Annotated in this window: 14 protein-coding genes and 1 pseudogene; 2 read left to right on the plus strand and 13 right to left on the minus strand. The window is 68.6% G+C overall.

The window, feature by feature from the left end:
* Positions 1–128 precede the first annotated feature (128 nt).
* The 9 genes and pseudogenes from ACFVVA_RS15790 to ACFVVA_RS15830 form a co-directional block, all read right to left on the minus strand.
* Positions 129–491 carry a hypothetical protein gene (locus ACFVVA_RS15790; RefSeq protein ID WP_387689802.1) on the minus strand — a complete coding sequence of 121 codons (363 nt, stop codon included), beginning with the start codon at positions 489–491 and terminating at the stop codon, positions 129–131.
* A gap of 32 nt (positions 492–523) precedes the next feature.
* The gene (locus tag ACFVVA_RS15795) at positions 524–919 is read right to left on the minus strand and encodes a hypothetical protein (protein WP_387689804.1); all 396 of its coding nucleotides are present in this window, start codon (positions 917–919) and stop codon (positions 524–526) included.
* A gap of 499 nt (positions 920–1,418) precedes the next feature.
* Positions 1,419–1,829 (minus strand): hypothetical protein, encoded by a 411-nt coding sequence (locus tag ACFVVA_RS15800; RefSeq protein WP_387689806.1) that lies wholly within the window; start codon positions 1,827–1,829, stop codon positions 1,419–1,421.
* Between the two features lie 87 nt (positions 1,830–1,916).
* Entirely contained in the window at positions 1,917–2,102 is a 186-nt protein-coding gene (locus tag ACFVVA_RS15805) for a hypothetical protein (RefSeq protein WP_387689808.1), read from the minus strand.
* Between the two features lie 15 nt (positions 2,103–2,117).
* Positions 2,118–2,375 (minus strand): annotated as a pseudogene (locus ACFVVA_RS15810) (DUF6973 domain-containing protein); the annotation flags it as partial.
* 348 nt (positions 2,376–2,723) lie between these two features.
* The gene (locus ACFVVA_RS15815; protein ID WP_387689810.1) at positions 2,724–3,566 is read right to left on the minus strand and encodes a hypothetical protein; all 843 of its coding nucleotides are present in this window, start codon (positions 3,564–3,566) and stop codon (positions 2,724–2,726) included.
* A gap of 214 nt (positions 3,567–3,780) precedes the next feature.
* Positions 3,781–4,275, minus strand: coding sequence for a hypothetical protein (locus ACFVVA_RS15820; protein WP_387689812.1), 495 nt, complete (start codon positions 4,273–4,275; stop codon positions 3,781–3,783).
* Positions 4,276–4,515: 240 nt separating this feature from the next.
* Entirely contained in the window at positions 4,516–11,469 is a 6,954-nt protein-coding gene (locus ACFVVA_RS15825; protein ID WP_387689814.1) for an RHS repeat domain-containing protein, read from the minus strand.
* A gap of 288 nt (positions 11,470–11,757) precedes the next feature.
* Positions 11,758–12,168: a hypothetical protein gene (locus tag ACFVVA_RS15830; protein WP_387689815.1), complete on the minus strand. Its 411-nt coding sequence runs from the start codon at positions 12,166–12,168 to the stop codon at positions 11,758–11,760.
* Between ACFVVA_RS15830 and ACFVVA_RS15835 the strand changes: the two genes are divergently transcribed.
* Positions 12,137–16,318, plus strand: coding sequence for a LamG-like jellyroll fold domain-containing protein (locus ACFVVA_RS15835; protein WP_387689817.1), 4,182 nt, complete (start codon positions 12,137–12,139; stop codon positions 16,316–16,318). The two genes, ACFVVA_RS15830 and ACFVVA_RS15835, sit on opposite strands and share 32 nt — an antisense overlap.
* Before the next feature lie 96 nt (positions 16,319–16,414).
* Here the strand turns inward: ACFVVA_RS15835 and ACFVVA_RS15840 are convergent, their stop codons facing one another.
* The 3 genes from ACFVVA_RS15840 to ACFVVA_RS15850 form a co-directional block, all read right to left on the minus strand.
* Complete coding sequence (locus ACFVVA_RS15840; RefSeq protein WP_387689819.1) at positions 16,415–17,155, minus strand: hypothetical protein; 741 nt, start codon at positions 17,153–17,155, stop codon at positions 16,415–16,417.
* An 89-nt stretch (positions 17,156–17,244) separates the two neighbouring features.
* A complete protein-coding gene (locus tag ACFVVA_RS15845; RefSeq protein ID WP_387689820.1) occupies positions 17,245–17,868 on the minus strand; it encodes a PadR family transcriptional regulator in 624 nt (207 codons plus the stop codon).
* Between the two features lie 76 nt (positions 17,869–17,944).
* The gene (locus ACFVVA_RS15850) at positions 17,945–19,987 is read right to left on the minus strand and encodes an FAD-dependent oxidoreductase (protein ID WP_387689821.1); all 2,043 of its coding nucleotides are present in this window, start codon (positions 19,985–19,987) and stop codon (positions 17,945–17,947) included.
* 365 nt (positions 19,988–20,352) lie between these two features.
* Between ACFVVA_RS15850 and ACFVVA_RS15855 the strand changes: the two genes are divergently transcribed.
* Positions 20,353–21,747: an FAD-dependent monooxygenase gene (locus tag ACFVVA_RS15855; protein ID WP_387689822.1), complete on the plus strand. Its 1,395-nt coding sequence runs from the start codon at positions 20,353–20,355 to the stop codon at positions 21,745–21,747.
* Here ACFVVA_RS15855 and ACFVVA_RS15860 read toward each other — a convergent pair.
* A complete protein-coding gene (locus ACFVVA_RS15860; RefSeq protein ID WP_387689824.1) occupies positions 21,729–22,304 on the minus strand; it encodes a TerD family protein in 576 nt (191 codons plus the stop codon). The genes ACFVVA_RS15855 and ACFVVA_RS15860 overlap by 19 nt on opposite strands.
* Positions 22,305–22,309 lie beyond the last annotated feature (5 nt).

A 22,309-nucleotide genomic window follows, 5' to 3' on the forward strand; every position in this document is an offset into this window, starting at 1 on the left:
GGAGCACCTCTCCTTTTCCCCGCCCCCCAACAACACCCTGCCAACGGGCAAGCTCAGGGAGCGCCCCATCCGTTCGCCGGATGGGGCGCTCCCTGAGCTTGTCCTACTGCACCCTGACGGTTGGTGGACTACTGCCGGACGAAGGGCTCATCGGCGATCGAGACCCCGGTCAGCTGCAGCCGCTCCTGCCCCTCGTACGTGAAGTACTGGAAGTACCTCTCGCACGTCGGATAGCCGGCGACGGACGTCAACGTGGCCCACGCTCCGGTCCCGGCGTCCTCCAACTTGCCATGCTTCCACGTGCCGGTGAACTGCACCGGCGTGGACGACTTCTCCCCACGGCATGCGGCAGGCAGCAGGCTCACCTCCCCGAGCTTGCCGCCCTCCAGGAACTGGATCGACCCGATGCCCGACTTCCAGGTCCCGACCACCGGCGGCTTCTCGTCGGGCCCGGCCGAACACCCCACCGCCAACGGCAACACCGACGCCATCGCGACGGCCAGGCCGCTCCCGCCCCGACGCACTACACCCTTGAGAACGATCGCTGTTCACTCCCCCGCGACTGTGCGGCCAGACCAGCCACCTGCCCGCTCTGTTCTTCCTGCAGGTAGATCTGGCAGTCCCGCCCTCTGTCATAGTTCCGCAGGGTCACGAAAACCCCCGTCCCGGCATCATCGACGCTCCCGATCTTCCAGGTTCCCTGGTACTCGCCGAGCGGTTCGGCGCCCGCCACGGGCTCCTTCAAACAGAAGTAGCCGTCGAGCCGCACCTCCCCGAGCGCCCCGCCCTCCCGCAGCTCGATCACCTCGTCCCGCGCGACCCAGCGGCCCACGTAGTCCTTGGCTTCCGGCCCACCCGGCCTGAGCTTCAGATAGCCGGCGGCTCCGGCGATCAGCACGAGCCCCACCACCAGGACCACCCCCTCCCGCGACCTCGGAAACCACCTTCCGGCAGCCATGTCTCCCGCCCCTCCCTCAAAGGATCACCCGCACACCCGCACACACCGGGAGCGCCCCATCCGTTCGCCGGATGGGGCGCTCCCGAAGGCAGGGTTCAACACGATGTCACGATCACCGAATCACTGCCGGACGAACGGCTCCCAGACCTCGCCCACCCCGGTCATCCTGAGCCACACTCGCCCTCCTTTTCCCTTTCACGGCCGTCGGCGAGTTGTCCCGCGGCGCATGGCAGTCAGCAGAAGGACCTCGCCTGACTTGCCACTCTCCAAGGACCTCACCGAAGCAACGCGCGCCTTCCAAGCCCCGATGACGGCCGGGTCGGGCACCTACCCCACACCGTGCGAAACGATCGACGGCAGCCCGCAGGCCACCGAAGCGCGCCTCCTTGGATGCCGCTTCCCGACAAGACGTCGACTCCGCTCGATTGCCAAGACTCATTTTCCGAGCCGCGACGATCGATCAGGACTTGGTCATCAGGAAGCCTGGCTCCTTCAGCATCCAGAGATCCTTCCCATTCTCCTGAGCCGTCAAAAGGAAACCACAGGCCCCACCGTCGTCCTTCCGTTTCGCCACCACATGAAACCCGGGACCCACGTCGTCAACAAAGGATTCCCGCCAATGCCCCTCGATCTCCACCAGCCGCGCCTTGTCCGCCACAGAGCCGCTACACACATATGCCGGCACCTGCGCGGACCCCAGCCTTCCTTCCTGAAGCAGCTCGACAACAGCTGTCCCACCTGTCCACCGCCCGATCGGATCGGGCGCGTCAGGCCAATCCGGCCGGATCACCAGCCATACGGCCCACCCCGTGCCGCATACAATCAGTAGCCCACCAAGCAGACTCCATAGAACAATCCGCCGTCCCTTCATGCACCCCTCCTCAAGATGTCCATGGACGACGCGGCGGGGTCGCCACAAAGGACACCCCGCCACGTCTCAGCAACCGAACGCGCCGACCTAACCCTTTTCCCAGTCGTCGAAGTCACTTCTCCGGGCGTAGTTCCCGTCGGTCAGATACTCCCGAGCCATATCAATGATGTAGGTCATCGCGGGCGATTGCCTGATGTCCCAACTCACCAACTCCGGCGGCCCAAACTTCTCACGGGCCGCCTCGCCGATCGCTCGACCCTTCACATTGTTCATCAGGTCGGCTATGTGATCCTCTTGCGTAGCCTTGGAGCCGTACGCCTCGTGAGCATCAGCCCACCCCCATGCGGCCTGAGATCCGAAGTGATACGTGAGCATCCCTTGCCACACGGCGTGGTGAAATGCGTTCGACTCGTCGGTGTCTCTACCCTTCGGGACATCAGGATATTCCTTGCACTTGAGCTCGTCCGCTGTAAATTTAATGAGCGCCGCCTGATCACATTCCCACGGACGGTGCTTGCAAAGACCCCGCTCGGCAGGCGCCGGTATTTAGTCTTCTCGTTGTACTTCTTCAGCTCGGAAAGGCCATAGCTCCTGCGGGCCTGCCTCATCATCTCCTCCGCCTTCTGGTGCTCCAGGTAGAGCTGGCAGCGGAACTGGCGGATGAGCTCCTCAGCCTTGATCTGCTTGACGATCGCCGGATAGTTCTCCCCGAAGCCTTCGACCTTGGTACCCATGTTGGAGCACTTGGCCATCCCGTTGGCACAATCCTCCAGTGCCATGCCGGTCGGGTCGGTCTTGTCCACCGGGTTGTTGTTGCTGCACCCAGCCTGGCGCGTAGACGATGAACTTTCCGTCGTCCTGGACAACCGCGAAGTACTTGCTGCCCGCCCCGATTCACGCCTGCGAGGACGACAGCGGGACTCGCTGTGGGTCGTAGACCACGAAGTTGCCGTCGGCCTGCATGGTCAGCTGGGTGGAGTTCGAGCGCACCGATTCCCCGGAGTTGAGCACGAAAACCGCGCCCAGGGTCTTGTTGGCGCCCGGGTTGGCGATCTTCGTGGCGTTCCCGGCCGCGTCGTACTGGTTGCTGCCGGGGGTACTGCCGTTGTTCGGGAGGGTGGACTTCACCGCCGTCGGTGCGTGCGGACCGCCCGTGCCTCCGCCCGCGCCGGCCGCGGTGGTCGGCGTGTTGCGGGTGCCCGGGGCCGGGAAGACCTGGTCGATCGTCAGGTCCTTCGAGACGTCGCCGGTCGGGTTGTGCATGACCAGCTTCGTCCGGTTGCCGACGGCGTCGTAGGTGTAGTCCTGCCAGTACGCCGCGCTGCCACCCACCGTCGTCTTCGCCGGAGCCACCGCGCCGCTGGTCGGCGTCGCGTTGGCGCAGGCACCCTGGGGGCCGTCCACCTTCACCTGCCGACTGCGCTGGTCGTACGTGTAGCTCCACGTGTTACCCGCCCCGTCGACCCTGGTGGGCGGTTGATCTCCCGGGGTGTAGGTGTAGCGGGGCACGTCGGCATCGGCCGGGTTCCCGGTCGCAGTAGGCGTCCGGTACTGCCACAGCTGGGTGGTGCGGCCGCGGGCATCGGTGACGGTCGCACCGGTCGGCGGCGACACGTCGACCCGGTCCGCACCGGGGTACGCCGTGGTGGTCGTGGTCTGCGGCTTGCCTAGAGCGACGAACTGTGTGCCGACCGGACGCCCCAGGCCGTCGCACTGGATCACGCCCAGGTTGGGCACCTTCGCACCCTCGGGGATCCACCGGGTGGTGTTCGAAGCGATGGTGTCCTCGTAGTAGGTGTTGCACTTGCCGTTGACCCGGCCCAGCGAGTCGTAGAACGTATCCGTCCGCGCAGACCAAGGAGCTCGCTTCCCGGTAGGCCACGCCCAACGGAACGGGACGGTGCCCCGCCTCCCACTCGGGGCGACGGGGCACCGCACCGGGGCCGACCTCTCAGCACTGCACGGAGGCCTTCCCCATGTCGAGAATCACGCGGTCCTCGGCCGGCACACCGTCGCGCTGGACTGCCACCCGGTACTCGCCTCGGAGGCTCTGCGGTATGGATATCGTGTAGACGATGCGAAGTACATCATCAACGGTGATCGAGTATACCTTTCGCGCCGGAAAGTAAACCCCTTGACAAGAGATCTGATTGATCATCTCACCACTGGCCATCAGCATTACCGACCACTGGCCATTGTGCAGGCTGCCGCCGAGGAAGATTCCGACTCCGGGGTTCGGCCTCGCGGCTATATCCGCGAGCGGAAGGCATCCACGCGAGACGACCTTCGGCGAAGCCGAGCAGATGGCACCAGACTTCTCGGCCTGCCAGATCAGTTCCGGGCCGTAGCCGCTGTCGTACTCCGCAACCACGAATTCGCCACCTGACGGGGCATTGCCGCTCGCCTCGGCCAACTGCAGGATCTGCCGCCTGGCGTCCTCCGACACTGTCGGTCCTGGAGATTCCCCGCCAGCCGAGCCTGCGGACCCCGCCCCGGCCGTACCAGATGCAACCAGCATGTCCGGCGCAGCACCATGTCCACCGGGTGCCGCGGTGCAAGCACAGGTACCGAACAGCAAGCCTGCGAGAACGGTACGGAGCTTCACCGAAAGCATCTCACGTCCCTCATTATCCTTCTCCGATCAGCTGTTGAGATTCCCGTACCAGAGCGACCTCGATACGAATCGCTAGGGCTCATTGACGTCCTGCACCGCGGCACGGTTGTCGTAAATGACCATCACCCAGGTGTGAACGTAATCGTTCACCCAGTCCTTTGACGTCACGGTTCCGTCCTCGTGGTAGTAGGTGGTCCGGTAGACCCGCCGGGTGACCAGAGGGGACCACCCGTACGAGGACTTGGCCGGAGCGTTCAGAGTCTTCGTGATGGTCTTCACCCCCGTCTTACTTCCACCGTCGGTCTTGTCCTCCGAGTCCTCCTCGCTCCAGTCCCAGCTCTCCTCGCCGCTCAGGCTCCCGGCCTCAAGTGGCCCGACCTTGATCTTCGCCTCTCCACCGACCTTCATGTCATGGCCGGACGCCCTCTTCTTGCTGATCTGCTTGTTCCACTGCGTCATATCCGTGGTGGTCGTCGTCAGGCTGACCGGACCGGCAGTTTCGGCCCAATCGAAATCCTTCCCGATCGTCTTGTCCGGGGCCATGGGCTCCTCAGCCAAGAGCTCCGAGGAATGACCGATCACCCCCTTTCCGCCATCAGGCACCGCCTGCTCCCTTCTCGGGCTGGAAAGGGTGTTCGTCATCTTCTGCCTTACGTACTCGGCGTAACCCGCCTTGCGGAGCGGCTCCGCCTTCCTGTTCTCCTCAACGATCGTGCCGTACTGCGAGCCCTTCCACTGCGTCTCATCAAGCTTGGTTCCCTTGTTGGTGCAGTTGGCGAAGCCGCTTACGCACTCCTCCCATGCCATGCCGGTCGGGTCGGTCTTGTTGACCGGACTGTTGTTGCTGTAGGCGTAGGCGTTCCACTGTTGCGGGTCCTCGGGGAGGATCAGCGGGTCCGGGCTGAGGAAGCGACCGGTGCCCGGCTGGTACTGGCGGGCGCCGAGGTTGGTGAATCCGGTGGTGTCGTCCTTCAGACCACCGACGAAGCCCTTGTCGCCGGCCCAGGAGTTGGCCGCGCCTGAGCCGCGCAGGACGCCGAAGGGGTCGGTCCAGCGGCGGGTCTCGGTGCTGGTGGCCGAATCGATGGAGAGCGTACCGGTGTTGTGGTGGTCGGAGAACTGGTAGGTGAGCTTGGTCGGACCCTGGCGGACCAGGGTGATGCCGCCGGGAATGGTGTAGTAGCGGGTACCGGTGCTGGTCTTGCTGCCGATGTCGTAGACGAGTTCGTCTCCGCCGCCGAGGTTGACCGTGACCTTGCCCGGGTTGCGGCGGATCAGCTGGTTTCCGTCCGCGTCGTAGAGGTAGCTGGTGGTGGCGGTGCCCTGCTTCATCGAGGCGAGCTTGCCCTCGGCGTCCCAGGTCAGGTCCGCCCCGTTGGCCCCGTCCAGGGCGTTCCAGGTGGGGGTGCTCCACTTGGAGACCCAGCCCGGCGCGTAGACGATGAACTTTCCGTCGTCCTGGACGACCGCGAAGTACTTGCTGCCCGCCCCGATCCAGGTCTGCGACGACCACAGCGGGACTCGCTGCGGGTCGTAGACCACGAAATTACCGTCGTCCTGCATGGTCGCCCAGGCACCCGGGTGGTTCTGGGTGTTGCTCGACCAGGTCACCAGGCCGGTCCGCAGCGAGGTCAGCACCAGGTTGCCGTCGGCCTGCATGGTCAGCTGGGTGGAGTTCGAGCGCACCGACTCCCCGGAGTTGAGCACGAAACCCGCGCCCAGGGTCTTGTTGGCGCCCGGGTTGGCGATCTTCGTGGCGTTCCCGGCCGCGTCGTACTGGTTGGCGCCGGGGGTGCTGCCATTGTTCGGGAAAGTGGACTTCACCGCCGTCGGTACGTGCGGACCGCCGGTGCCGCCGCCCGTGCCAGCCGCGATGGTCGGCGTGTTGCGGGTGCCCGGGGCCGGGAAGACCTGGTCGATCGTCAGGTCCTTCGAGACGTCGCCGGTCGGGTTGTGCATGACCAGCTTCGTCCGGTTGCCGACGGCGTCGTAGGTGTAGTCCTGCCAGTACGCCGCGCTGCCACCCACCGTCGTCTTCGCCGGAGCCACCGCACCGCTGGTCGGCGTCGCGTTGGCGCAGGCGCCCTGCCCGGCGAGCGACGGGGTCGGCTGCTCCAAGCGACCGGTGTCCGACCAGGCCGAGGTGATCCGGCCCAGGTAGTCGTGGGTGAAGCACTGGAGGTCGGTCGCGGCCGGGTTGTTGTTCGGGATCGTCCGGATCGCGGTGATCTGGCCCGCCGGGTCGTACGCGTAGGTGCTGTTCTGGACGGTGCCGGTACCACTGGTCTGCTTGTCGATGTACTGGGTCAGCAGGCGTCCGGTCGGCTCGTCGTACGTGTTCGTCGCGACGATCTGGGAAGCCCACGAGTTCATCGTGGTACGGATGTTACGCCCGTAGGCGTCCCAGTCCGCCTGCCGCAGGTAGGTGATGCCCGCGCCGCTTATGTCGTTGAGCTTTCCGTACATCTCGTAGTTGTAGTTGATCGACTCCTGCGCCAGATCCCCAGCCGCGGCGCGCCCGTCGGCGACGATGGCACCAGTGACCGGGTTGTAGGCCGCTGTGTAGTCGAAGGTTGCCTGACCGGTCTTGCCAATCTCGCTTCCGGGGATGGACACGGTCGTCTTCGTCGGACGGTAGGCGGCGTCGAACTCAGCAACGGACTTGGTGTAGGCCGCCTGACCACTCGCACCACCGACGTAGCGGGTCGAGGAACTGGTCTGCCCCTTCGCCACGGTGTCGTAGGTGTAGCCCGTCAGCTGGTTCGCCGGGTCCACCATGCCGGTGTACGTACCCGTCTTGCGGCCGAGCAGGTCGTACGTGATCGCGATCGTCTGCCCACGCGCGTCCGTCGTGGTCGCGACCCGACTCCCCGCGTCATACGTGCGGGTCGAGACACCGGAATCCGGGTCGTCGCTCTTCACCAGGCGACCGCGCTGGTCGTAGGCGAGACTCCAGGCGTTCCCGGCCGCGTCCACACGGGTCGCCGGCTGGCCACCCGGGTTGTAGGTGTACTTGGAAACGTCGGCATCGGCCGGGTTCCCGGTCGCAGTAGGCGTCCGGTACTGCCACAGCTGGGCGGTACGGCCGCGGGCATCGGTGACGGTACTGGTGGCGGTCGCACCGGTCGGCGGTGACACGTCGACCCGGTCCGCCCCCGGGTAAGCCGTGGTGGTCGTGGTCTGCAACTTGCCGAAAGCGACGAACTGTGTGCTGACCGGACGCCCCAGGCCGTCGCGCTGGATCGTGCTCAGATTGGGCACCTTCGCACCCTCGGGGATCCACCGGGTGGTGTTCGGAGCGGTGGTCTCCTCGTAGTAGGTGTCGTACTTGCCGTTGACCCGACCCTGCGAGTCGTAGAACGTATCCGTGATCAGCCGACCGTGGTAGGCAGAGACCGCCGGCTCGTCCTGGGTCTGCACCGAGCGGCCCAGACCGTCCGTGATCTGCACCGCCTTTCCATAGGTCTTGCCGTCCGAGCGCAGCGAGTTCGTCGCTATGGTGGACGGCGACGACGTGCCATTGACGGCGTAGTCGTAGGTGGCGTTGGCGTTGGCCGACGTGTCCTGCCCCGGTGCCCAGACGGCCTTCAGTCGGCCCAGCCCGTCGTAGGTCTTGGTCACCGTCCTACCGTTGGGGTCGCTCATGGTGAGCGCCAGACCTCGGGCCGGGTTCAACGTGACCGTGGTCGTGCGGGGGATACCCGCGTCCGGCGAGCCGGCCGGGGCCGGGGTGCCGGTGGCCACCTTGGTGGGCAGCTCACCCGGGCTCGCCGGGCTGTACGCGGTCGTCGTGGTCACACCGCCCGGGTTGGCGCTGTCCGAGACCGTCGGGTCGGTGGCGGCCGTGGTGCGACCGTACGCGTCGTAGCGGGCGGTCGCCTTGGTGATGAACTGGGCGGCACCATTGGAGTCGTAATGGTCCAGTACCTGAGTGCCGGTAATCTCGCCCTTGGCTCCGGCGGCGCCGAAGTCCTGGTCGTCATAGAGCGTGCGGGTGCCGGACACCGTGTTCGCCGACGACACATCCGCCGTGCAGGCATTGACACCGGAGATCACCAACGCCTCGGAGACCAGACTGGTCACCTGCCGACTCGCCGGAGCCGCGTAGCGGTAGCGCGTGCACACGTCCGGCGTGCCGTCTGCCGTACTCAGCGAGGTCGTGAGTCGGTTGTTGTTTCCCGGGTCGCTCGTGGTCACGGTCGACGTGGTGCGAGTACCAGTCGTGGTCACCGCTGTCGTGGCTGAGGTGACCGTGGTCGCCTGGTACCTGGACACCAGGTCCGGCAGGGCGGTCCGCTTGTGCGTGGCCTTCACCACCGGGGCCCCGTACGAGTTCACCGTGTACGAGAGCGGCGAAGCCGTGTCGGCAGAGGCGTCCGCATAGCTGTCCGTCTCCAGGATCTGACCGAACAGCCAGTCGGAGTCGGCCCGTCCACCGCTCTTCACGCCCGCGACGGAGGCGGCCTTGGCCTTGCCGTCCGCCTTGTAGTCGCCGTCCATGCCCTGGTAGTAGCTGGTCGTCGACTTCGACTGCGGCCCGTCCTTGCCCGAGCCGGTCACCACGGTCACGCTCGCGTAGCCCCGGAACTGGTCCCAGGTGCGGTAGTCGGACTCGGTCAGCGGGTTGTCGTTGCGGTGCCACGCGGCAGGGCCATACGTGTAGGAGGCAACCGTCGGCACCGCACCGGTGATCAGCCTGCTGTTCGGATCGGCGGTAACCACCTCCACCGGGTAGCGCAGGAACCAGTCGTCCACCGTGGCCTGCACGCCGGTGTCGAACCACTTCACCGGGAAACAGCTCTTGTCATTGTTGTCCGCCGAGGCCGGCATGTTCCCGGCCGTGCGCGAACAGGACCCCTTGCGGTACGAGACCATGATCGTGCCGCCGGTCTCGGTGGTGATCACCGCCAGTCGCGGTCGGTTGTAGCGCGGTCGTGCAGGCACCAGGCCATCGACCCGGTTGGGCAGCAGCTCGTCGGCGAAGGTCATCTCCGGCAGCGTCTGCTCGGCCTGGTTGTCGGCGGTGTCCTTACCCGTGCGCTTCACCGACTGAAGCCAGGCGACCGGGGCGTTGTCGGTCGCGTTCTGCGGCGTCTTGAACACGTGCTTCAGATCGTAGCGGTCCACCGGACGGTACGAACCGCCCGAACGGATCGACGTCGTGATCCCGTTCAGCCACTTCGTCGACCAGTACGTCGGGGCGAAGTTGGTGCACGTCCCAGCCTCCGGGCACTGCTTGTCCAGCGGGGCGTCCGGCCAGTTCACCGCGTTCGCCACGGTGCGCTGCGAGGGGTCGCAGGCCGCCGCGCCTGCCACGCAGCGTTCCCCCGACTCGAAGTCGATCTTCGCAGCCGCCTGATAGGCACCTCCAACAGAAAGCTGGTCGGAGAGCAGCTGCCCGTAGGTGATCGACAGGAGCACACCGCCACGGGTATACGCGGTGTTCGTACCCTTCCCGCCATTCTGGGCTCCACCGCGCGCGTACACGTTGGTCTCGGGCGTGTAGGCATAGGTAGTCAGGTTGCCGTGTCGGTCCACCACGTAGTCGAGGTTCCATCGCCACGCCGTCTGGCACCACGAGCCCTTGCCCTTGGCCGCGTCGTAGCACGGGTCGCCCGCGTTCGGCGAGTACACCGGCACCGTCCAGACCGACTTGCTCTCCGACCCCACCTTACTGGGTGAACCATCGGCTGCTGGAAGCTGGTTGAGGCCGAAGTAGTAGGCCACCCCCCCAGTGTCGGTCACCTTCAGGTACGAGCCGTTCCAGGTGCCGTTGTTGGCACCAGTCAGGAACTCGATCTTCGTGCCGTCGTCGTTCTTCAGGTGCCAGGTACATTTCGACTGCTCGTCAGCAGCGCTGCCGACGACGCAGGCGTCGTCCGGAACCAGCTCACCCGAGTGGCCGCCCAACGAGAGCGTCAGGTTCGCACCACCCCAGCACTGGTCACCCGAACCAGGAATGCCGGCTTTGTCGCACGGCCGGTAGCCACGCTCGACGAACCCTGAACTCAGGTCCCAGCCGTCACCGATCCACGACGCCTGCGCGTTCGTCGACGCCGTCTTCCCGTCCACCGAGGCCGAGTCGTACCCCAGCGACAGCGAAGGAGCAGAGCCACCCAGAGCCGACGGAACCACTATCGGATAGCTGTACGTGAACGACCCCGACCCGCTGCCTGCTGCCCATGCCTGGCTCGGCGACAGCGACGTGGCGCTATAGGTACCGGTCCCGCTGGACGGAGTACTGTCGAGCGCCAAGACCACCTTCGCAGAGGCGGCCGCCGATGCCAACGCGTCCGCGGACTTGGCCTGATCCCGTCGCTCCGAGAGCGAGCTGGCAGCGGTGGAAGCGGGCAGGTCGATATCCGCCACCAGACGCTTGGCCTGCTCGTCGTAGTGCGAGGCAACCGGCGTACGCGCCTGGCAACCCGCAGCGTCCGGTGTCGTCAGCGCGCACTCCGACAGAACCGCCAGCCGGGCCCGGTGTGCGAAATCACCGCCAACTCCCATCGCGCCCAGGTCAAGCCCGACCCGGACCGTCCCCGGTTCCGTCCCGTCGCCGCTCCGCGACAGCTCCACGAGCGTAGCCGACGCCCCCGCATCGGACGTGGAGCCCGGCGCGGCGGCAAGCTTCACCTGCACAGGCGCGGCGGCGATGGCGCCGTCGCCGGAACGGGCAACCGGAGCCAACCAGACTGGCAGGTCGCCGACCTGTTTCGACGCGCCAACAACAGGTTCCAGCTCATCCGCCGCCTCAACGTTCCGACCGACTGCCGCATCCAGGGTCACCACCGCTGTTCCACGCTTCGGCTGCGTCAGAGTCTTCGGTGGCATCCAGTTCGGTGAACCGGTGTTCGCTGAGAACGGCTTGGGCTTGTCCGTCGCCCCGGGAACCGAGGCCGTCCGCGACAGTGGCGTGTTCGGCGGCGACCAGATCTTGCCCTTACCCCCTTCCGCAGGTGCAGCGACTGCGGTGCCAAGCGGCGCAACGAGCATGCCCAGCACTGCAAACGAACTCAGAATTGCCATTCGGGATCTACGCCACGGTGACGGTGGCTCACTCCACCCGGAGTTGCGGGGTGGTCGTTCTGGTCCGGAAGACACTTTTACCCCCAAAGAGAGTCCGCGCCGCGGGTCGACGCGGACAGGATCTCGCTGGAGGGTAGGAGGCAAACCATCCAGTAGTCGAGCGAATTGAGGAACACCTGAGGGTGTGACGGAGGTCACGTTCGGAAAAAATTGGTGGACGTTCCGTCAAAGCGGACATCCGGTCAACACATGATGATTGACGCCGCGTCAGCATCTACGGCAGCTTGCTCACAACCTCTGCGGGCGATCCGATCTACGACAGCGCCCGTTTCCGTTCCCACCACTCATGGGGGACTTCACCATGCCTGCCGCTCCGCTCGGATCCACCTCCGGCGTGCGCCGTTCCAGATATTCGTCACGTATCGCCGTCGCTATCGCAGTCGGCGTCGCCCTGGCGCTGACGTCGGTCACGCCGCTCGCCTTCGCCGACAGCCCTCCGACCACCGTCGGCGCCCCGTCCGCCGGCCCTTCCGCCATCCCACCGGACCTCGCGGCGAAGATGGCCGCCGTCGATGCGAAGCGCGCCGACGAGAGGCCGTTGATCAGCCCGACCGACAAGGCGATCGCCGAGGCGAAGCGAACCGGAAGGCCGGTCCCCGTACCGGAATTGACCGATGAGGTCAGCGAGACCGTCGCCACGGCAGCGGGTCACCTCAAGCGCACCGAGCACGTCGATCCCCAGCGGGTGAAACAGAACGGAACCTGGGCACCGCTCGACGGCACCCTCGTCCCGGACGGGCAGGGCGGCTACCGCCCGAGGACCGCCCTGTCCGGGGTACGCCTCTCCGGCGGCGGTCAGGGTCCGCTCGGCACCCTCACCAGCGCGGACGGCGAGACGCTCACCATCGACTCGCCGTTCCCGCTCACCAAGCCGTCGCTCGACTCGGGCGGCGAGGTGCTGCTCTACCCCGAGGTCGCCCCCGGGGTCGACCTCAAGGTGACCGTCTCCAAGTTCGGCGGGCTCTCCACCGTCCTGGTCGTCAAGACCGCGGAGGCGGCGAAGAACCCGGCGCTGAAGAAGGTCCGATTCGGCACCAAGGGCACGGGCGTCACCGTCCGGGCCGACAGGGCCGGCAACCTCACCGCCGAGACCGTCGACGGTAAGCCCCGATGGCACGCGCCCACCTCGCGGCTGTGGGACAGTTCGGCCGCCCCGGCTGTGGCCGCCAAGTCGGCCCAGGCCTCGAACGGTTCTGCTGTCGACGCCCCGCTGTCGGAGTCCGGGCGCCGCAGCACCTCCGACGGTCCCGGCGCCGGCGCCAAGGTCGCCGACATACCGGTCACGGTCACGGGCGACGCCGTCGAGCTGACCACCGACGACTCAGTACTCGGCAAGGGTCAGGGTCCCTGGTTCATCGATCCGGCCTGGATCCCGGACCTCAACGGGTCCAACGCCTGGACCTGGACCCAGTCCGGCTATCCGGACACGGCCAACATCGGGCGGACGATCAGCAACACCAACGACCCGTACGCTCGTCCCGGGGTCGGCTACCAGGGCTACCGGACCACCAAGGGCATCGAACGCTCGTACTATCAGTTCGACACCCACTGGTACCGGGGCGCGATCATCAACAAGGCGATCATGTCGATGTGGGAGACGGAGTCCTCAGCCTACTCCTGCACCGACAAGTACACCGTGGACCTCTACGCCACCGGTCCGATCAGCAACCAGACCACCTGGAACAACCCACCCGGCATCGTGGGCGGCCGGCTCGCCGAGGCCTCAGTGCCCGGCGCAGGCCGCCAAGGTTGCGGCGACAAGTACCAGTTCGGCTACGACGTGACCTGGGCCTACCAGACCTACGCCACCAGCAACGACACGATGACCTTCGGGGTGTTCGCCCGCAACGAGTCCGACGCGGCGGCATTCAAGCGGCTCGACTACGGCGCCGCCGTAGAGATCGAGTACGACCGCGTTCCCAACGTGCCGACCGACACGTACGCCTCCCCCGCGCCCACCACGGCCGTGCCGTGGGCGGAGAACCAGGGCTGCAACAGCAACGCGATCGGCTGGATGAACTCGGCGTCCGGCTTCAACGGCTCCGTCACCCTCAACGCGACGGTCAGCAGCCAGGTCCAGCAGTCGCTCTACGGCTGGATGGGAATCTGGGACTATGCCGACACCAACCGCGCCGACAGCGGCCAGACCCCTTTGACGGCCAACGGCGGCGTGGCCGCGTTCCAGGTCAAGCAGGGCCTGCTCCAGGACGGCCACGTGTACGGCTGGGACGCCATGGCCACCGACGGACTGGTTCAGCGGTCCGCCGGGACCCCGGCCTGCCGCTTCGGCGTCGACCTGACCCCTCCGACCATCTCCGTCCCGAACGTCGACACCCTGCTGCCCGAGGGCCAACTGGAGTACACGTTCCCGCCCTCCGGGAACGGTCAGGTCACCAAGAAGCACCTCGACCAGCAGGGCGTGGTGCCGTTCACCGCGACCGACCCGGCCCCGGGCGGCAACGCCTCCGGCGTCGTCTGCGCCCGCTGGTCCTGGGATCCCCAGCTCGCCGGCGCCGGATGGGTCTGCGGCAACGACTACCCCACGAACGGCATCGTCGTCACTCCGGGCCGTTGGGGCACCAACATCCTGTACATGCAGGTGATGGACAACGCGCGCAACGTCTCGCCGGTCGCGCAGTACTCCTTCTACGTGCCGTGGAACCCGGACGGCCCGCCGCCGGTCTTCGGTGACGTCACCGGCGACGGCGCCCCCGACATCCTGCAGCCCGATCAGGCCGGCTACCTGCGAGCCTTCAACGCGCCGGGCAACTCGAAGGTCCGCGCCCCTGCGGTGGCAGCCGTCGCCACCCCGGCCGACGCGCCCGGCGGCAAGGGCTGGAGCGGCATCCAGATCACCCACCGCGGCACGCTCAGCGGCGGCAACAACATCGACGACGTGTTCGCCCACGCACCCGGCGACGCGCTGCTGCGGCTCTACCAGAACCCCGGGAACACCGGTGTCTACGGGCGTGTCGACAACTCGGTGTCGATCGCCAAGCCGAAGTGCGTCCCGACCGCGTCCGAGGACTGCGCCTGGCTGAAGGCCTCCGGGTACAACGCCACCGACTGGTCCGGCACACTGCGGATCGCCGCCCTCGGCGACCCGGTCACCACCGACCTCGACCCCAAGCTGGGCTTCAAGAACAAGACCGGCCTGCTCACCGTCGAGAGCACCAACAACGGCGCCGACGCGGCTCTCTGGTACTACCCGGCCACCAACGCCAACACCCTGGGCAAGCCCGTCCAGCTGGCCGCGTCCGGGTGGAAGGACAAGGAGCTGATCACCCCCGGCGACTGGGCCAAGCAGGGCCACCCGGGCCTGTGGGCACGCAATTTCGCGACCGCCGCCGACGGGGCCAAGGACGACATCCTCGCCTACACCTTCAACACCGGCACCGTCACCGCCATCGACAACCAGGGCGCCCCGATCACCGACAGCAGCGGCAAGCCGCTGCTGGTCCCGACGCTGACCCAGATGGTGCCCGTCGGCACCCGGATCGGCTGGGTCTCCACCGACGCCTACCCGACCCTCGGCTCGGACGGCGACCTCACCGGCAACGGAAACGCCGGCCTCTGGGGCCGGAAGGCCGACGGTTCCCTGGAGGTCTGGTGGGGCCGCCCCACCACCCCCGGCAACCCGTCGGCCGGCTACACCTGGCTGGCCGGTGGCACCCCGATCGGGAACACCTCGGTCGCCCCCCAGTGGTGGGCGCTCGACGGCACGGGTGACAGCAGCAGCACCAACACGCTGTACAAGAACGGCGGCGACCCCAAGGTCACCTATCCGACCGGCGCCGCGCTCACCACCGACCACAATCGCGCGGCAAACAAGGCGACCGTCTTCGACGGCGCGACCGTCTACCGCACCACCGCGCCGGCCGGCTCCGGTGCCACATCCCCCGGTCTGGACGCCACCCAGAGCTACAGCGTCTCGGCCTGGGTGAAGCTCAACAACACCGACAGCTACCAGACCGCGGTCTCGCTCACCGGCAACCAGGCCAGCCCGTTCTACCTGCAGTACTCGAAGGCCTACAACAACTGGGCCTTCGTCCTGCCGAGCAGCGACTCGGTCACCGCGCCCGAGTACTACGCCGCGTACGACAGGAGCGGCGGCACCGCCGCGACGGTCGGGCAGTGGACCCACCTGACCGGCACCTACAACGCCGCGGCCGGCATGGCCACCCTGTACGTCAACGGCCTCGCCGTCGGATCCGCCAAGGTGGGCACCGCGTGGAAGCCGCCGGCCGGCAGCCTCAACGTCGGCGGTACCGCGTTCAACAGCAAGTCGCCCAGCGACCACGTCAACGGCGCGATCAGCGACGTGCGGGTCTACCCGTACGCCCTGACCGATCCCCAGGCGAACACCGTCGCCACCTCTCAGTCCATTGTCCACATCCGAAGCGCGGTCGACTCGCACAAGTGCTTGGACAATTGGGGCAGCACCGCGGGCTCCCCGGTGGTGATCTACGACTGCTGGAACGGTGACAAGCAGCACTTCCTGACCACCCGGGACAATCAGCTCAAGACCGTGCCGAACGGACTCTGCCTGGGCACCCGGGACGCCACTGTCATCGACGGCACCCCGGTCGTGTCGCAGGCATGCACCAACTCCGGCGCCCAGACGTGGATCCGCCGCTACGACGGCGCGCTCTACAACCCGGCGTCGAACAAGTGCCTGGAGCTGCCCGCGTCCAACACCCAGAACGCCGGCCCACTGGGTGTCCGGCAGTGCGCCGACCAGGCGAACCAGCACTGGATCATCGACAACCAGACCCCCGCGGGCGTGTAGCCCGCCCGGTCGACGGTCGATCAGCGCGGCCCCTCGCCGAACGTACAGGACGTTCGGCGAGGGGCCGCGGTGTTGTGCGGAGTGTGCGGGGGCGGGTCAGACGCGCTGGCCCTCGGTGGGGGCGGCGATGGGGGTGGTGGTGCTGCCGGCCTGGGTGCCGAGGGTGCGTTCGACCTTGGCGACGGCGGTGCGGTACTGCATGGAGGCGGCCTGCTCGGAGGTGGCCTGGCGTTCGAAGAAGCCGAAGGCCATGGCGACCGTGCCGAAGCGCTCGATGCCGACGTAGCCGTTGAGTTGGACGCCGGCCAGGGTGCCGTCGAGGTGGACGGCGGGGGCGTCCTTGCGGTCGCCGAGGGTGACCGGGGTGACGGTGAAGGTGACCTCGTCGTCGGTGCCGCCGTTGAAGGTGATGCTGTGGCAGGTCTTCAGGGCGTCGGCGGCGGTGTTGAAGTCGGCGGTGAGCCGGTCGGGCGCCTCGGCGGCGAGGACCTGGGTGGTCATCGGGTTGCCGTCCGGGCCGTCGAGTTCGACCGCGGCGTGCGGGACGTCGGTGCCGGTCTGGGTGGCGCGCATGTTGATCATGGCGCTGAGCGCGGCGCAGCCGGTCACCGGGGTCGGGTTCGCTCCGGGGCTGGGGCTCTGCGTCACCGGGATCTCGGTGTAGCCGGGGCCGAGGTCGGCGGCGGTCAGCAGGGCCGATTTCAGCTGGTCGGCGGAGGGCAGTTGCTGGGCGTCCTGGGCGGGTGCGGCCGATGCCGGCAGGGTGGCCGGGCCCAGGGCGACCGCCACGGCTGCGGCCGCGGCGGCGAGGGCGTGGATGGGCCTGGAGCAAGTCATACGGGCCCCCGGTCGAGGGTTCGGGCAGGGACAGCCACCAGTGTCCCACCGGGGGTCGGGCGGGGCGCGCGGGCGGGGATCTCCGCTGGTCAGGACCCGTTCGCGGGGTCGGCGGACGGAGCGGACGGAGCGGGCGGGGCCGAGGGAGCGGAGAGGGCGGGCGGAGCGGACGGAAGGGCTTCGAGAGTCTCCAGGGCTTCGAGGGTCTCGGCGAGCCACTGCACCCAGAAGGCCTCCAGTCCGATGCCGGCCCGCAGCACCGCGTGCTGGAGCCGGTTCCCGGGGTCCGTCCGCTCGGCCGGGAAGTCGCGCCGTTCGATCTCCCGGTAGTCGGCCAACTGCTCGCGGTGCTGGGCGAGATGGCGCCCCAGCTCGGCCGTCAGCCCGTCCGTGCCGACCACCGCGGCCGCCCGCAGCCGCAGCAGCAGGGGCTCCCGGACGGCGCGGGGCGCGGCGCCCTCGGCGGTCCAGCGGGCGAGTTCGGCGCGGCCCTCGGGCAGGACCTCGTACTCCTTCTTCTGTCCGCGCACCGGCCCTTCCGGCTGGAGGGCCCGGATGTGTCCGGAGGCCTCCAGCCGGCCCAGTTCGCGGTAGATCTGCTGGTGGGTGGCGGGCCAGAAGAAGCCGATCGACCTGTCGAACCGCCTGGTCAGCTCCAGCCCCGAGGACGGTTTCTCCAGCAGGGCGGTGAGGATGGCGTGCGGCAGCGACATGGGGTCGATCGTACGGGGCCGACCGCGGGCGGCGGTCCCGGCTCGGCCCCGGACGCCGGCCGGGGTACGGACCGGGTCAGAGGGTGGCGGCCAGTTCGGTGCCCTGCTTGATGGCCCGCTTGGCGTCCAGTTCGGCGGCCACGTCGGCGCCGCCGATCAGGTGCGCCGGCAGGCCGCGCTCGCGCAGTGCCTCGTACAGGTCGCGGCGCGGCTCCTGGCCGGTGCAGAGCACGACGGTGTCCACGGGCAGCAGTTGGCGCTCGCCGTCGACGGTGAGGTGCAGGCCGGCGTCGTCGATCAGGTCGTAGGTGACGCCGGGGACCATCACCACGCCGCGGTGCTTGAGTTCGGTGCGGTGGATCCAGCCGGTGGTCTTGCCGAGGCCGGCGCCGACCTTGCCGGTCTTGCGCTGGAGCAGGTGGACGCTGCGCGGGGGCTTGGGCCGCTCCGGGGCGCGCAGGCCACCGCGCTCGCGGTAGTCCGGGTCGATGCCCCACTTGGCCTGGAACGCGGGCGGGTTGAGGCTGGCCGCGTCGCCCGGGTCGGTGAGGAACTCGGCCACGTCGAAGCCGATGCCGCCCGCGCCGAGGATGGCGACCCGCTCGCCGACCGTCGCGCCGTCGCGCAGCACGTCGAGGTAGCCGAGCACGCTGGGGTGGTCGATTCCGGGGATGTCGGCGGGAGTTCGCGGGGTGACGCCGGTGGCGAGGACGATCTCGTCGTGGCCCTGCTCGGCCAGCTGTTCGGCGGTGACGGTCGCGCCGAGCCGCAGCGTGACGGCCAACTCGGCCAGCCGGGTGCGGAAGTAGCGCAGCGTCTCGTCGAACTCCTCCTTGCCGGGGATGCGCCGGGCGATGTTCAGCTGTCCACCGATCGTCCCGGCGGCGTCGTACAGGGTGACGTCGTGGCCGCGCTCGGCGGCGGAGACGGCGAAGGCGAGGCCGGCCGGGCCGGCTCCGACGACGCCGATGCGCTTGCGCGACCGGGTGGGGCCGAGGACGAGTTCGGTCTCGTGGCAGGCGCGCGGGTTGACCAGGCAGGAGGTGATCTGGAGGTTGAAGGTGTGGTCGAGGCAGGCCTGGTTGCAGCCGATACAGGTGTTGATGGCCTCGGCGCGGTCGTCCCGGGCCTTGGCGACGAAGTCGGCGTCGGCGAGCAGCGGGCGGGCCATCGAGACCAGGTCGGCGCTGCCCTCGGCGAGCAGGCGCTCGGCGATCTCGGGGGTGTTGATGCGGTTGGTGGTGACCAGCGGGATGCCGACCTTGCCCATCACCTTCTTCGTGACCCAGGCGAAGGCGCCGCGCGGCACCGAGGTGGCGATGGTGGGGATGCGGGCCTCGTGCCAGCCGATGCCGCTGTTGATGATGGTCGCCCCGGCGGCCTCGACGGCCTGCGCGAGCTGCACGACCTCGTCCAGGGTGGAGCCGCCGGGCACCAGGTCGAGCATGGAGAGGCGGTAGACGATGATGAAGTCCTCGCCGACCCGTTCGCGGACCCGGCGGACGATCTCCACCGGGAAGCGCATCCGCCGCTCGTACGGGCCGCCCCACTCGTCCTCGCGGTGGTTGGTCGCGGCGACGACGAATTCGTTGATCAGGTAGCCCTCGGAGCCCATGATCTCGACGCCGTCGTACCCGGCGCGGCGGGCGAGTTCGGCGCAGCGGGCGAAGTCCTCGATGGTCTGCTCGACCTGCTCGGCGGTGAGCGCGTTGGGCGTGAAGGGGCTGATCGGGGCCTGGATCGCGCTGGGGGCGACGAGGTCGGGGTGGTAGGCGTAGCGGCCGAAGTGGAGGATCTGGAGGGCGATCCTGCCGCCGGCGGCGTGCACCGCGTCGGTGACGGTCCGGTGCTTGTCGGCCTCCTCCTCGGTGGTCAGCATCGCGCCGCCCTCCCAGGGGCGCCCGGCCTCGTTGGGGGCGATGCCGCCGGTGACGATCAGGCCGACGCCGCCGCGGGCCCGTTCGGCGTAGAAGGCGGCCATCCGCTCGTAGCCTCCGGGGGCCTCCTCCAGGCCGACGTGCATGGAGCCCATGATCACGCGGTTGGGCAGGGTGGTGAAGCCGAGGTCGAGCGGGCTGAGCAGGTGCGGGTAGCGGCTGCTGCCGGGGTGGGCGCTCATCGACGTCTCCTGGGGCGCGGGCTGGGGGTCGTTGTTACCGCAGGGTAGGGGACGGGCGGTGGGATATGCAACTAGTTGCATAAGGCTGGACGGGGTTGCCGGACGGACCCTCCGGACACCACTCCGGACGACCCCCGGAGGCGCCCGACCGACCGCCCGAAGACCCCTCCGACGTCCCTCCGGACGGCCCCTCCAACGTCCCTCCGGACGTCCCTCCGGACGGCCCTCCGGATGGCTCGAACACGCCGCCGGAACCCGGTCGGCGGCGTATCGTCGTGTCCCGGACATCGCGGGGGCGACGCAACGGCGTCCCGGACATCGCCGCGGCGCCGCGGGGACGACACGAGCTCGGGAGAGGAGCGGCCGTGCGGGGTGGCTCGGTGGCCGTGGTCGGGGGCAGCATCGCCGGAAGCGCGTTCGCCGGCGCCGCCGCCCGGCTCGGCGCGGAACGCGTGGTGGTGCTGGAACGCAGCCCCGGCCGGCTGGAGGACCGCGGCGTGGGGCTGTGCACCCACAACGACCGCTTCGACGAACTGGTCCGGACCGGGCACCTCGACGCGGACACCCGCCGCCACCGCCTCACCGTCCGCCGGTGGGTCGCCCGGGGCGCGGCCGGCGAGGGCGACGGACCGGACGGCTGCGGTCGGCTGCTCTGGGCCCAGCCCTTCCCCTTCCACTCCCACCACTGGGGCGTGCTCTGGCAGGCGCTGCGCGAACGGACGCCCCGGCAGGTCGAGTTCCGGCTGGGCACCACCGTGACGGCCGTCGGCAACGGGCCCGACGGCGCCTGGGCCGAAGCGGGCGGCGGCCGCGAGGCGTACGACCTGGTGATCGGCGCCGACGGCTACCGCTCGGTGGTCCGCGCGGCCGTCTGCCCCCGGGCCGAACCCGAGTACGCCGGGTACGTGTGCTGGCGCGGCAGCTACGACGCCGCCCTGCTCGCCGAGCTGCCCGGCGGCGCGGCGCCCTGGCCCGAGGAGCAGTGCATCACCGCCTGCTACCCCGGCGGCCAGGTGGTGATCTACCGCATCCCCGGGGTCGAGCCCGGCCGCACCCAGGTGAACTGGGTCTTCTACGCCCCCACGCCCGCCTGGCTGCGGCTGGACGGCCCGACCAGCATCCCGGCGGGCAGCCTCCTCGACGGACAGCTGGACGAACTGCGGCAGCTCGCCGAGCGGTACCTGCCGCCGTACTGGGCCGGCCTGGTCACCCTGACCCCGCGCGAACGGACGTTCCTGCAGCCGATCTACGACCTGGCGGCGCCGCGCCGCACGGCCGGCCGGCTGCTCATCGGCGGGGACGCCGCCACCGTGGTGCGCCCGCACAACACCAGCGGCGCGGTCAAGGCGATGCAGGACGCCCACGCCTTCGAACTGGCGGGGCGGGAGGCCGGCTCCTGGTCGGCCCTGCTGACCGCCTACGACCGCGAACGGACGGAGTCCGGGCGGGAGTTGGTGGAGCTGGGCCGCACCCTCGGCCGGGCCCAGGTCACCGAGGCACCGGACTGGTCGGGGATGGACGAGCCGGGCATGGCTGCCTGGTGGCAGCACCAGTTCACCGGCGGCGGGGGTTTCGGCGGCCACGCGCTCGACCGTACCGGCCGAGCGCTCGCGGCGACCGCCGAAACCACGTCAACCCGCGCGGGGCGGACGGACGTCGACGACGTCGACGGTGGTGACGTCCACCATGGTGGCGAGAACGGCACCACCCGTGGCGACGCCGCCGGCGGCGACGACGACGATCAGACGTTCACGCCGTAGTCGGTCGCGATGCCGCGCAGGCCGGAGGCGTAGCCCTGGCCGATCGCGCGGAACTTCCACTCCACGCCGTTGCGGTACAGCTCGCCGAAGACCATCGCGGTCTCGGTCGAGGCGTCCTCGGTCAGGTCGTAGCGCGCGATCTCCAGGCCGTTGGCCTGGTTGATGATCCGGATGAACGCGTTGCGCACCTGGCCGAAGTTCTGCAGCCGGGCGTCGGCGTCGTAGATCGACACCGGGAAGACCACCTTGGCCACGTCGACCGGGACGCGGTCCAGGTCGACCTTGATCTGCTCGTCGTCCCCGTCCCCGCCGCCGGTCAGGTTGTCGCCGCTGTGCTCGACCGAACCATCGGGGCTGCGGAGGTTGTTGAAGAAGACGAAGTGCTGGTCCGAGACCACCTTGCCCAGCGCGTTGCACAGCAGCGCGCTGGCGTCCAGGTCGTAGTCGGCCCCGGTGGTGGTGCGCACGTCCCAGCCGAGACCGACGATCACGGCGCTCAGACCGGGCGCCTCCTTGCTGAGCGAGACGTTGCCGCCCTTGGCCAGCGAAACTCCCACAATGC

It is taken from the genome of Kitasatospora sp. NPDC058048 (assembly GCF_042885555.1).
Taxonomy (GTDB): domain Bacteria; phylum Actinomycetota; class Actinomycetes; order Streptomycetales; family Streptomycetaceae; genus Kitasatospora; species Kitasatospora lactacystinica.

What these genes read in the sequence shown, in the direction of transcription:
- ACFVVA_RS15840 (WP_387689819.1), bottom strand. Translation starts at nt 17,155, where the DNA reads ATGACTTGCTCCAGGCCCATCCACGCCCTCGCCGCCGCGGCCGCAGCC.
- ACFVVA_RS15790 (WP_387689802.1), bottom strand. Translation starts at nt 491, where the DNA reads ATGGCGTCGGTGTTGCCGTTGGCGGTGGGGTGTTCGGCCGGGCCCGAC.
- ACFVVA_RS15845 (WP_387689820.1), bottom strand. Translation starts at nt 17,868, where the DNA reads ATGTCGCTGCCGCACGCCATCCTCACCGCCCTGCTGGAGAAACCGTCC.
- ACFVVA_RS15850 (WP_387689821.1), bottom strand. Translation starts at nt 19,987, where the DNA reads ATGAGCGCCCACCCCGGCAGCAGCCGCTACCCGCACCTGCTCAGCCCG.
- ACFVVA_RS15825 (WP_387689814.1), bottom strand. Translation starts at nt 11,469, where the DNA reads ATGGCAATTCTGAGTTCGTTTGCAGTGCTGGGCATGCTCGTTGCGCCG.
- ACFVVA_RS15800 (WP_387689806.1), bottom strand. Translation starts at nt 1,829, where the DNA reads ATGAAGGGACGGCGGATTGTTCTATGGAGTCTGCTTGGTGGGCTACTG.
- ACFVVA_RS15805 (WP_387689808.1), bottom strand. Translation starts at nt 2,102, where the DNA reads ATGAACAATGTGAAGGGTCGAGCGATCGGCGAGGCGGCCCGTGAGAAG.